We start from the raw sequence: 12,182 nt of genomic DNA, 5'->3' as shown, positions 1-12,182 counted from the left end.
AATCCCTTCAATTATGATTTCGCTACTTCGGTACTTAGAAGATGGGCATCTGCGTCTGCTCATATCCATAGCTATTTATGATATGCTTTTAGTATAAGAAAGGGGTTTTGAAAGTGATTGATGCAATATACGCTGATTTAGAAACTGCTTATCCAGAAATGGTGGAAATCCGCCGTCACCTGCATATGAATCCCGAACCGTCGTTTCATGAAATCAAAACAGCCCGCTATATTCGTGATTATTATGAACAATTAGGTGTCGATGTTAAACACAGTGTTGGTGGAAACGGTGTGGTTGCAACGATCAAAGGTGCTATACCCGGTAAAACCGTTGCACTGCGCGCTGATTTCGATGCCTTGCCAATCCAGGATCAAAAAGAAAATGTTCCCTATCAATCAACCGTCGATGGAGTTATGCACGCATGCGGCCACGACGGTCATACGGCCACGCTTCTGGTACTTGGAAAAATCCTGTACAATATGCGTGATAAATTGGCTGGAACGTACGTATTGATTCATCAGCATGCCGAAGAGCTGGTTCCCGGAGGCGCAAAATCGATGATTGAAGCAGGCGTGCTTGATGGGGTCGATGCGATTTTCGGTACCCACCTTTGGTCTACAACGCCATTCGGCAGAATCGATACGCGTGTCGGCCCAATCATGGCGGCTGCAGACAGCTTTGAACTCAAAGTTCAAGGACGAGGTGGCCACGGTGCCAGCCCTCACGAAACGATCGACGCGGTCGTCATCGGTTCTCAAATTGTCTCGAATCTGCAGACTTTAGTATCCAGACGTGTGGACCCTTTAGAATCTGCAGTGTTATCGGTAGGTTCGTTTGTGGCGCAGAACCCATTCAATATTATTGCTGATCAGGCTGTGTTGTCTGGAACAGTCCGTTCATTCAAAGAAGATGTCCGGAGCCTGATGGAGACGGAGATGGAGCGTGTCATTAAAGGCGCCAGTTTGGCCAACAACAGCCGCTATGAATTTAATTTTAAACGTGGATATCCGCCGGTCATCAATCATGAAAAAGAAACCTTATATGTGAAAGATATCGCAGAAACTGTTCCTGGTGTTGAAGAAGTCTATGACTGTCCCCCTCAAATGGGCGGAGAAGATTTCGCCTATTACCTGGAAGAAATTCCAGGAGCATTCTTCTTTACCGGAGCAATGCCTGATGGAGAGGTCTATCCTCACCACCACCCGAAATTCGATTTCAAAGAAGAAGCCATGTTGCTTGCCGCTAAGACACTTGGCGCTGCAGCTGTCAATTTTCACAAATAAAAATTCAAGCCCAGCATCTTTTTTTAGATGCTGGGCTCGATTTAATTTTTCTTGCTTTTTAAAACCGCAACGGTAAAGAGAGAAACGGCTAAAATGACACCCAAAGTCAACAGAGCCGTAATCACCTCGCCTATCACCAGCAAAACAACTGCTGTAGCTATGCTTTGCAAAATCTGCAGCAGCGTGATGAGTTTCCGGACAGCCTGCTGTCTGCTGAATTGAGTCAGTGGAAACAGATTGTCCATCCGGAAATGCTGGGTATGCGTCAGCCCTTGCCAGATCTGGATGACCGTCGCGAATGCCAAGGCTCCGGCAAATAACACGATCCCAATTTGGAATGGAATAAACCACGCACCCACCACGATGATGGCCGTCAGCCGCACCCATAGATAAAACAATTCATCCGATCGAACAAAAGTTCTCCAGACCAGATACAAGTGAGCGTTTTTAAGACCCGGCTCGATAAATCGATAAATCCAATTCAGCCAGGTTCTAGCTTTGATTTTGCCCTTCAGATGGGGAACATCGGTAAAGTAATTGGCAAATTGATAGAAACGCAGCATACGGTTTTCTTCCAAACCGATAAAATGTTCATAAGCGAAAGGCTTGCCCACCGCTTTACGGGCTATCCATTTGCCATAAAAAATGATCGCAAACAGTACAAGGACAGCAATCACCAATTGCTCTTCTACATAAAAGTACACAAACAGTCCGACCAACAAGAAACGCAGCAACCGGTCTAGCCAGATGCCCTCACCTGCTCCTTGTCTGCGAAAAGCAAACTCTGTCTGGACATTCCACCATTTAATCAGCAGCAGCAAAATCGGAAAGCCAATCAAAAAGGAAGATGGCAGGCCGTAGAGAGCATTAACCATCGGCAGCGAAACGATAAAGACAATGATCGGCAAGTACAATTGAGAAAAGAACGACCATTTCAAAGCTGGTTTTAAAAATTCATCCAGCTTGTTTTCCAAAGGCAAAAAATACACCGAATCTGCTTCTTTTAATAAGGTTGATGGTGGACTGACAGCTAGTAATAACCCAAAGACCACTGCCAACAGGAGCGCTCCCGGGAATTCAGACGGAATGTCCTGTATCCATTCGCTGTATGCGAATCCTGCTGCTCCAAGAGCGAATAATAGGACGACGGCGATATGATCAGTAAAAATATATTTCAGGTAATTTTGGACTTCAACAGTGTACTTATGAAGTCTTCTTGACCAAATATCATGCAAATTCTTCATTTAGCTCATCCTCGGTCATCGCAATATACAAATCGTCCAGTGATGCTTCCGGCATATTGAAAGCCTTCCGCAAATCATCCATTGTCCCGCTTGCTCGCACACGACCGTTATGAAGCAGGATAATCCGGTCACAATAGCGCTCAGCTGTAGACAAAATATGTGTTGACATCAGCACCGATGCGCCTTTTTTCTTTTGTTGCTCCATCTGATCCAATAATGATTTAATGCCCAGTGGATCGAGTCCAACAAAAGGTTCGTCGATGATATAAAGTGCTGGATTTACGAGAAACGCACTCATGATCATCACTTTTTGGCGCATTCCTTTTGAAAAATGCGACGGAAACCATTTTAAGCGCTTTTCCATTCGAAATTCCTTCAACAATTCTGCAGAACGTTTTTCGAATAGCTCAGAATCTATGTTATAGGCCATCGCTGTCAGCTCAAGATGCTCTCGCAACGTTAGTTCTTCATACAGGACCGGTGTCTCCGGAATATACGAAAAAGCTGAGCGATAGGTGTCCATATCTTCTTCAAAGGTTTTCCCATTCAATCGAATCTGTCCGGATTTCGGTTGCATCAATCCAATAATATGCTTAATCGTGGTACTTTTGCCAGCACCGTTCAAACCGATCAGTCCAACTAGTTCCCCTTTTCCTATCGAAAATGTTACTTCTTGCAAAACGGGTTTACGTGTATATCCACCCGTCAGCGCGTCGACTTCTAAGATAACCATGCACAACACCTCTTTCTGTCTATAAAGCTATTGTATCAAAACTGGCTGTCGAATTCTTTTTCGATATGGCAATTATGGTAAAATGGTAAAAATGGAAAGGATGATACCAATGACAAATTGTATTTTCTGCAAAATCATTGCAGGTGAAATCCCGAGTGTGAAAATTTATGAAGATGAACATGTCTTTGCTTTTATGGATATCATGCCCTTGTCAAAAGGACATACTTTGCTGATTCCCAAAACACATCGTGAATTTGTCTATGATATGACACCAGCAGAGGCAGCCAACTTGTTTTCTGTGGCCCCTAAAATCGCCAAAGCCATCAATGAGACTTTTCAGCCTGATGGCATGAACTTGTTGAACAATAACGGCGCAAAAGCTGGACAAAGCGTTTTCCATTTCCATTTACACTTTATCCCCCGTTATGGACAAACTGATGGCTTCGGTGCTAAATGGGTAACCAAAGAGAAAGAATTTACTTCTGAACGCATTCAGGAGCTCGCAGAAAGTGTAAAACAAAAGTTAACCGCTGACGCTTGATTTTCTGAAGTGGACAGGATAGAATCAAAATAAGTTTTTCGCCGGCGGTCATGAGGACACGACCGGGAAAAGAACTAGCACATAGCTGAGGAGAGATGAGAAATGAATACGAAGAACCTAGTTTTAATGGCGTTGCTGGTCAGCGTCGGAGCTACACTTTATGTGGTAATTCCAGGCATCAATGGAGGAATGAAACCCGATTTCATGTTGACGATGATGTTTGTCGGCATCCTTTTATTCCCTAATGTGAAAAATGTATTTTTATTGGCGGTAACAACGGGTGTCTTATCAGGTTTGTTTTCTACATTCCCAGGTGGATTTTTTCCGAACATCATCGACAAATTCATCACTGCTTTCGTTTTTCTTGCTTTGGTGATGATCCTGAAGAAATTTGTTTCCAAACTGCCAGTTACTATTGCCCTTTGTGCAATCGGCACTTTATTGTCCGGAACGATTTTCCTTTCTGCAGCCATTTTTGTGATCGGCGCCAACATCCCTTTCAGCCTGTTGGTTGTTACGGTGGTTTTGCCTGCAGTATTGATGAACGGAGTCGCTTTCGCCTTTATTTATCCGATTGTCATCTCATTGGTCAAGCGCTCAAAATTCGACACGGCTGTTTCACAAGCCGCATAACACAAGAGCTTTTCGCCATTATTTTTTGGCGAAAAGTTTTTTTTATTAGATAGTCATTCATCTTTATGTTTTAATTAGGTAAAATAAAGGAAAAGAAGTTTATAGGAAGAAAGGGGAGCTCCACATATGAAAGCATCAAGATTTTTCTTAGGACTTGCGACAGGGTTAGCAGCTGGAGCTGCAACTGCCTTATTCTCTGCTCCACAATCAGGGCAAGAATTTCGGACCACGGTAAAATCGACATCATCAGAATGGAAAGAATACTTAAATGACCTGAAAGAAAAAGTAAATGGCTTGAAAGAGTCGATTACCCTTTTGACGGAAGAAGCCAAATCACAGCTACCTGAAGTGGTCGATGGTTTGAAAGCTTCACTTGAAACTTGGACAGAGAGCACTGCTCCCGCTAAAGAACATCTTCAGCTTGAAATCATGGCTATTCAAAATGCCATTGAAGAATTGCAAAACACCATTAGCAAAGATAAAAAAGACAAAGATGATGATAAACCAAAAAAGGAAAAAGTCGATGACGATACACAAAGCGCATGAAACAGCAGCCTTCGGGTGGCTGTTTTTTTGTTTTTTTATAAAATATCATTTCAGAACCTTACTATGTAAGTTGAATTAAAGAAACAGCTTTTTCAACTCAATGAGGTAGGGAAACGAAGAAATCGCTCCAGACGGACGCTTTGGACCCACAGGATGTGGTCATGCAACTGGCGCGACAGGACGTCGCGGTGCCAGTTGCCAAGGACCTCGCCCCAGCCTCCTCATCGCAAGCTCCTGCGGGGTCTCTTGGATGTCGCTTCACTGCTCCAGCAGCAAAGTCATTGAACGAAGGGAGTTCGGGCAATGGCTTTGCGACGAAGCTAGCGCAGCGATGCAGGAGCACATCTTCGCCCTTCGCCGTCTTACACTCTTTGTTCTGAGCATCCTTGAGTAACTAATCATCCGGATACGGAGCAAACCAGCGGAGACTCCTATGAGAGTAGCGTAAGAATCCACTCGGACAGCCCGAGTTCGTTCGGCGCAAGCTCTTAGCAGCTGATTGGCGGAACATTAACAGCCCGGAATCATTCGTTCAACTTATATAGATTAAGTTGCCTTTGTGATGAACAATCGAGAAATAACAGTAATCCCAGAGAATTCTGCTAAGCGACACAACTCACAGGACGGTAAAACTTGTTGTAGAATAGCTTCAGTTGGAATAGACAATCTCATTTCTTCAGCTCTTATTTAAGGTCCTGTCCATGCCTTGCTTTTCTTCTGTAAATTATTTTACTATTCTTACTTTAATTACGTTTGCTTTACTGCTATAATAAAGAAAATATTTCGGAAGAAAGTTGGTGCTTGCGTGAACGAAAAAGAATATACCATGAAAGAGGCTATGCTATTTAGCCAGCGCATCGGGCAATTGTCGAAAGCTCTATGGAAAGCGGTAGAAAAAGATTGGCAAATGTGGATAAAACCTTATGATTTGAATATCAATGAGCATCATATTCTTTGGATCTCCTACCACTTAAAGGGTGCTTCCATATCGGATGTCGCCAAATTCGGTGTGATGCATGTTTCGACTGCTTTCAATTTTTCAAAAAAGTTGGAAGAACGTGAACTATTGTCTTTTTCGAAACGTGACACGGACAAGCGCAATACCTATGTACAATTGACCGAAAAAGGCGAGAAATTGATGCAGGAAATGATTGAAAATTATCACAAAACCCCTCATTCTGTCATTGATGGTTCTCTCCCTTTACGAGAGTTGTATGGAAAATTCCCTGAATTCATGGATATCATGGCTGTCATACGCAATATTTACGGAGATGATTTCATGGAGATTTTTGAAGCTTCATTTAAAAATATAGAGAACAAATTCAGTGAAGAAAATCATGTGATTGTGCATCAGAAAAGCCAGCAATAATCAGCAAATTGTTAAATAAAGTTTATGGTTGCATTTCCCTATAAATCATTGTATTGTATGTATCGAATCGAAAATGAATTTAGTATATAGGGGATGCACACATGCACTGCTGGAAAACAATCAATGTAAAAAAACAATACGGTTTTGATCGGCTTTTCATGATATCAGCGCTTTTTGGAATTGCTGTTTTTATGGCCTCTTACATTGGCCTCGCAATTGCTTATGCCACTCCGTTATCTGATCAGTACTTTCTGTATTTTATTTTGACTTTACTGGCTATTTATCCACTCCATAAGATTTTGCATTTTTTGCCGATGATCGGCTGTCATAAATCACTGAAACTTATGATTCGAAAACACATGAAGGTTTGTCCGGCGATTTTACTTCATATTAACGAGCCGGTTTCTAAGTTCCGATTCCTATTGTCGCTGGCCACACCTTTTCTTGTGCTGAACACTGCCATCGTAGCCCTTAGTCTCGCAATGCCGGAATTCAGCCATTATTTCGCTATGCTTTTGGCATATCATTGCGCTTTGTGTTTGACCGACATCATCTATCTTCGTAACTTAGCACGTTCTCCCAAGTATGCATTTATAGAAGAAACAGAGACTGGTTTTGAAATTCTTGTACCTCCAGTGATTAGCTGATTCCTGCTTTTTCTCCCCGTCTTTGTTATACTAGAAAGTAAAGTCAGAGGGGAGGAAATCCATGATTATCGCATTCATTGTTATGTTCTCCGTGTTCTATCTTTTCCAGATCAACCGGATGACATTGGCGCTTGTCACTTCTCGGGAAATTCCGGAAGAAAATCATCAAAAAATATTTCGTACAATAAATATATTAATTACAATATTACTAGTATCATTGTATGTGGGCGTAGAATTTACACCTTAAATCCACTTGCCTTCTGGCAAGTGTCTTTTTTTAGGAACTTTGCACATTGCAATACGTTTATAGTATAGTAACTACTGCATCTAGATAGAAGGTTGGGAGCGAAATTTAATGAGAAAATCTTTTTTAACAGTTACTTTGGCAGCATCTGTACTGGCTTTGGCCGCATGCAGCGACAGCGGTGAGGGAGAAGTCATCATAACTTCTGATGCTGGAGACGTCACGAAAGATGAACTTTACGAAGAAATGAAAACTTCAATCGGTGAACAAGCAGTACAAATTCTCATGATTGAAAAAGTACTTGCTGAAAACTTTGAAGTGACAGACGAAGAAGTAAATGCAGAATTTGAAAGCAATAAAGAAGAGCTTGGAGATAGCTTTGATCAGTTTCTTGAACAAAACAATCAAACCGAAGAAAGCTATAAAAAAGTCATTCGTTTAAATTTATTGCAAGAAAAAGCATTGACTGAAGGCGTTGAAGTCACAGACGAAGAAATACAAGCTCAATACGATCGCCAAGGTACCGAGTTGAATGCACGCCACATTCTAGTAGCTGATGAAGAAACTGCCAACTCTATCGAGAAGGAATTAGATGAAGGCGGCGATTTTGCTGCATTAGCTGAAGAAAATTCAACTGACACAGCTTCTGCTGCAAATGGCGGAAACCTTGACTGGTTCGGACCTGGAGCTATGGTACCTGAATTCGAAGAGGTCGCTTATGGACTTGAAGTCGATGAAATTAGTGATCCTGTCGCATCTGAATTTGGATTCCATATCATCCAGGTTCTTGATACACGCAAAGTAGAAGACCAACCGGCACTAGAAGATCAGAAAGAAGATATCCGTTCTGAATTAGCACTTTTAAAAGCGGATCAAACCACTTTATTGCCGAAAGTCGCAGAATTGATGAAAGAAGCGAATGTTGAGATTAAAGACGAAGATCTTAAAGGCGCTTTGGAGGATATTCTAAATCCACAAGAAGCACCAGCACCTGCTGCTCCAGCTGAATAACAAATAGAACTCATTATTAAGTAGAGCTACTTGAAAGGCTATCTAAGATGACTTTTTGGGTAGCTTTTATTGTTGCAAATTAAAAAGCAGTCAGAGAAAAATCGACGATTTTTCTCTGACTGCTTTTTTTGTGGTTTGGAAATCTACCAGACTTGTTAGATTTTCGGTTTATAAAATGAACGATTATCCAATGCGAAGACGCGTTCAGAGAATTCGCCTTCTTTGGTTTTTCCAAGGACACGGTCCAACATCATCATCTTGGCATCAATATTATCGATATAGTGCAGAATTTCCGCTTCTTTGAGCATCGGTTTTTTTGGACTTCCCCACTCTTCCTTGCCGTGATGAGAAAGAATAATGTGCTGCAATAACAGCACTTCTTCCCCTTCAATCTCTAGCTCTTCCGCAGCTTTGGCCACTTCCGTCACCATGATGGAAATATGGCCGATCAAATTGCCTTCCACTGTATAAGTAGTGGCAATCGGACCGGAAAGCTCGATGACTTTGCCGATGTCATGCAAAATAATTCCGGCAAATAGCAAATCTTTGTTCAAACCTGGATAAATGTCGACTAATGCCTTACCCAACTTCAACATAGAAACAACATGATCCGCTAAACCGGAAACGTAATCGTGATGGTTGCGCGTTGCTGCTGGATATGTCAAAAATTGCTGTTGGTACTTTTTCAGCATAAAACGCGTAATTCGCTGAATTTGAGGATTCTCCATTTCAAACAAATACTTCATTACTTCTTCCAGTAATTCATCTGTTGATTTTTCCGACGATGGCATCAAGTCTGAAATCGACTGGTTTTCCTCAGGTTTTGCCGGTCGTATGCTTTTGATACGCAATTGGTTTTTCCCTCTGTAGTTATGAATCTCGCCACCGACACGGACGATTGTTTCCGCTGCGAATATCTTTTCCTGTTCATCTTTTGTATCCCATAATTTCGCTTCGATATCGCCGCTTTTGTCCTGCAATACTAACGAAATAAATGGGTTTCCAGTAGTGGTGACTCCTTTGATTGATTGCTTAATTAGCAAGAACTCATCGACGGTCTCTCCAACTGCACGGTGTGTAATTCCTTTGGTCATGAATGAATGCTCCTTTCGGTATTGGCCACGTTGATGATCTGCGCATTAGGCCATGCCTGCTGCATACTTTCGTGGCAAGTGAAATAAATGAACTGATGCTCTTTTTGCAGCTCTGTCACTAAGTTTATCATTTGCTGCAGTCGACTGCGATCAAAATGAACAAAAGCGTCGTCCATAATAATCGGGAATGGATGGCTGTTCTTCATCGATTTAGCTAAAGATAACCTCAATGCCAGATAAGCCTGTTCTTTGGTCGCCTGACTAAGCTCCGCTATTCGAAAATATGTGCCATCCTGTCTTTCGGCTTCAAAATAACCAGCCATGTTCAGCGCTAATCCCTGATAAGCACCAGCGGTCAATTTATTAAAATATAGCTGAGCATTATCCAGCACCGCCGGCAGTTTCTTGTCCTTCAATTCATCCATCGTCTGGTTAATCGCTGCCACAATCGCTTTGCTGATGGACCACTGGCGAGCTAAATCAGTGAACTCTGCTTTTTTCTCTTCAAATTTCTGTTGCTTCTCTTCATAAGAGCTATCCGACAATAACAGACGGGTCATTTGCTGCTTATCCGCCTGTTCAGCCAGCAAAACGTTCCGCTCTGTTTTCAACTCTTTCTGATTGGCATGACAACTCTCTAATGCTATTCCGGCCTCATCAAACTGCCAATTGTCTGGTATAGCTATTTCGCCAATCGAATTTAATTGCCCATCGACAAGAGCAAGTTCTCTTTCTAGTTGCTGTTTTCGCTCCCATTCATCTGCCGTCTCATAAAAGACGGAGACACCTTCTGCAAAGGCATATTCCAGCAGAGCTTGCTGCTCTTTTTCAAGCTGCTTCTGGTAAGCAGTCAAGCGACTAGTTTCCTGCAGCAACGTCGTTCTTTTCTCTTTTATTTTAAACCATTCTTCTTGTTTCTGATTGCGCAACGCCAGTTCTGAACGCAAAGACGGTATCAGTTCGCCGATTGCCAGCTCTTTTTCGCATGCCGCTTCTGCTTTCTCAAGCCATTCTTTCTGCTGCTTTTCTAATAGACGAATTTCGCTGTCTATTCGCTGTAGCCTTGAATGCATGCTTTGTACCTTCCGGAGTTTCTCAAACAGTTCAAGAACCATTGTCCGGCTTGCTTCGGGCTGAAGACCGATCTGCAGCAGAAGCTGTTGATAGGCGACTTTAGCAGGACCTGCAGGCTGTTCAGCTGAATAGCTGGCGATTTTCTTTTTGATCGCATCTCGCTGAGCCATCAAGCCATCCAGCTGATAGTCAAATTCTGCGATTTTTCTCGATATTGCCTCGTATTCGCTTTCTTTCCCGTCGTATTCTTTTAAAGTCGCTTTGTATTCTGCCGACAGCTCTCCAGATTTTGGCGTTTTCAGGAATAACCATGCTGCTGCTCCGATTGCCGTAAGTCCTAGTACTATCAACAATACAGACGATTGAACAACTCCGTAAACTGCTACAATCAAGCCCATCGCAATCAAGACGTAGTTAATGAACTGTCCATTCCCGCTACCGGTAGTTTGAAATTTTGACGCTGCTTTAGCTTCTGCCAACTTAGCAGAAATGGCAGGCCACTGTTCCGCAGCCAAGCGCTCTGTTCCAGCAGGCTCTCCTGTCAAAAAAGACGTCATCTCTGTTTCTATTTGGGCTAGTTTGTTTTTTTCTTCTTGAAGATTGCGCAGTCGGAAACGATGGTCCTCTTCCTCCACATCCAAATCCTTTAACCTGCCAACTAATTGCTCTTCATTGCTCAAAGAGACATCCACAGTCAAAGCCTGCTGCTCTAACAGCCCAAGCAGGGACAATGTCGTCTGGCGATCTTCTGACAGCTCTATGTGCTCATTGCGCTTTTGCACCAACTGCATACGCAGATGATGCCAATCAGATTCACGGTTCAATAGATTTTCCAAAGCAAAAATAGGCTCCCCCTCTTCCAGAGCAGGTAAGCTGCTTTGCTGGTTAACCAAATGCTCTGTGCCGGCTTTTGTTTCTGACAGCTTGTCCACCAGCCGGTCCATCTGCCTTTTACCGTCCAATGGAAATTGCACAACTTCCATTGTTTTGAGCTGCTCTGTCAATCTCCTTTTGTCAGCAAGCAAAGGAACAGCCTGCTGCCATTTGCCAATTTTTCTCATTTGCTGATCCATTTTCGTTTCTTCAACTTCAACGGCTACCAACCGATCGTCAATTTCCTGTAGCCGCTCTATGTATGGACCATATAGCTCTGTGCGTTGCCGGTACTCCTTCAGCTCTCCTTCAATGCCGCGGAGTTCATCAGCTAAGACATTTATTTCTGGGTTACGTCCACTCTTTTTGAACAATTGCGCCATTACTTTTTCAAGCTGGATTTCCAGGCGCGTCACCTCATCGATGCCCATTGTTCCGGAAGCCAGCAGTGTGCGGCTCAATTCTGTTTCAGTCAGCCCTTCGAGCCCCTGCAATTCATGGATGGAAAATGAAAAAACCGCTTCAAACGAAGCACGATCGTAATTGCGCAGCAACTGCTTCAGCTCAACTTCCGTCCCACGCCTACCGTCTTCAAACCAGACAGTGACATCACCAGCAGATTTTCCTTTTATCCGCTCAACCACTAGTTTTCCATAATGCGGATCAGAAATGTGAAGTTGACCGCCGTATTTTCCACCATTTTTTGGTTCATAGCGCATTTGCGCTCCTTTGCGTGCAGGAAAGCCAAAGAGAATTTGGATGATAAATTGCTGCATCGTGGTTTTCCCAGCTTCATTAGGGCCATAGAACAAGGCCATTTGACTCGTCAAATCGATTGTCCGATTTTCATGCCTGCCAAAGCCGTAAATGATTAGTTTTTCAATTTTCAT

Annotated in this window: 12 protein-coding genes; 8 read left to right on the top strand and 4 right to left on the bottom strand. The window is 42.8% G+C overall.

The window, feature by feature from the left end; all coding sequences use genetic code 11:
* The first annotated feature begins 113 nt into the window (after positions 1–113).
* The gene (locus BBH88_RS05695) at positions 114–1,283 is read left to right on the top strand and encodes a M20 metallopeptidase family protein (RefSeq protein ID WP_065537137.1); all 1,170 of its coding nucleotides are present in this window, start codon (positions 114–116) and stop codon (positions 1,281–1,283) included.
* Positions 1,284–1,324: 41 nt separating this feature from the next.
* Here BBH88_RS05695 and BBH88_RS05690 read toward each other — a convergent pair whose 3' ends face one another.
* Both BBH88_RS05690 and BBH88_RS05685 read right to left on the bottom strand, forming a co-directional pair.
* Positions 1,325–2,527: an ABC transporter permease gene (locus BBH88_RS05690; protein ID WP_065537138.1), complete on the bottom strand. Its 1,203-nt coding sequence runs from the start codon at positions 2,525–2,527 to the stop codon at positions 1,325–1,327.
* The gene (locus tag BBH88_RS05685) at positions 2,511–3,260 is read right to left on the bottom strand and encodes an ABC transporter ATP-binding protein (RefSeq protein ID WP_006831169.1); all 750 of its coding nucleotides are present in this window, start codon (positions 3,258–3,260) and stop codon (positions 2,511–2,513) included. Before BBH88_RS05685 ends, BBH88_RS05690 begins: the two co-directional genes overlap by 17 nt.
* Positions 3,261–3,369: 109 nt before the next feature.
* On the opposite strand from BBH88_RS05685, the gene BBH88_RS05680 reads away from it, so the two are divergent.
* The 7 genes from BBH88_RS05680 to BBH88_RS05650 all read left to right on the top strand — a co-directional run bounded on the left by BBH88_RS05680 (position 3,370) and on the right by BBH88_RS05650 (position 8,251).
* Positions 3,370–3,801, top strand: coding sequence for an HIT family protein (locus BBH88_RS05680; protein ID WP_065537139.1), 432 nt, complete (start codon positions 3,370–3,372; stop codon positions 3,799–3,801).
* 102 nt (positions 3,802–3,903) lie between these two features.
* Positions 3,904–4,434, top strand: coding sequence for a tryptophan transporter (locus BBH88_RS05675; protein WP_006831171.1), 531 nt, complete (start codon positions 3,904–3,906; stop codon positions 4,432–4,434).
* 126 nt (positions 4,435–4,560) lie between these two features.
* A complete protein-coding gene (locus tag BBH88_RS05670; protein WP_006831172.1) occupies positions 4,561–4,980 on the top strand; it encodes a YtxH domain-containing protein in 420 nt (139 codons plus the stop codon).
* Positions 4,981–5,785: 805 nt separating this feature from the next.
* Entirely contained in the window at positions 5,786–6,349 is a 564-nt protein-coding gene (locus tag BBH88_RS05665) for an HTH-type transcriptional regulator Hpr (RefSeq protein WP_006828369.1), read from the top strand.
* Between the two features lie 101 nt (positions 6,350–6,450).
* Positions 6,451–6,996 carry a DUF3267 domain-containing protein gene (locus BBH88_RS05660; protein WP_006828368.1) on the top strand — a complete coding sequence of 182 codons (546 nt, stop codon included), beginning with the start codon at positions 6,451–6,453 and terminating at the stop codon, positions 6,994–6,996.
* A 61-nt stretch (positions 6,997–7,057) separates the two neighbouring features.
* Complete coding sequence (locus BBH88_RS05655) at positions 7,058–7,243, top strand: hypothetical protein (protein ID WP_006828367.1); 186 nt, start codon at positions 7,058–7,060, stop codon at positions 7,241–7,243.
* A gap of 108 nt (positions 7,244–7,351) precedes the next feature.
* Positions 7,352–8,251: a peptidylprolyl isomerase gene (locus tag BBH88_RS05650; RefSeq protein ID WP_006828366.1), complete on the top strand. Its 900-nt coding sequence runs from the start codon at positions 7,352–7,354 to the stop codon at positions 8,249–8,251.
* A 155-nt stretch (positions 8,252–8,406) separates the two neighbouring features.
* Here the strand turns inward: BBH88_RS05650 and yhaM are convergent, their stop codons facing one another.
* Both yhaM and BBH88_RS05640 read right to left on the bottom strand, forming a co-directional pair.
* Positions 8,407–9,345, bottom strand: a complete 939-nt coding sequence (yhaM, locus tag BBH88_RS05645) for a 3'-5' exoribonuclease YhaM (RefSeq protein WP_006828365.1) — start codon at positions 9,343–9,345, stop codon at positions 8,407–8,409.
* Positions 9,342–12,182, bottom strand: a complete 2,841-nt coding sequence (locus BBH88_RS05640) for an ATP-binding protein (RefSeq protein ID WP_065537140.1) — start codon at positions 12,180–12,182, stop codon at positions 9,342–9,344. Before BBH88_RS05640 ends, yhaM begins: the two co-directional genes overlap by 4 nt.

This window comes from Planococcus antarcticus DSM 14505, from assembly GCF_001687565.2.
In the GTDB taxonomy this organism is placed as follows: domain Bacteria; phylum Bacillota; class Bacilli; order Bacillales_A; family Planococcaceae; genus Planococcus; species Planococcus antarcticus.
The sequence above is the reverse complement of the archived record's forward strand: the minus strand, read 5'-3'. Positions and strand labels throughout refer to the sequence as shown.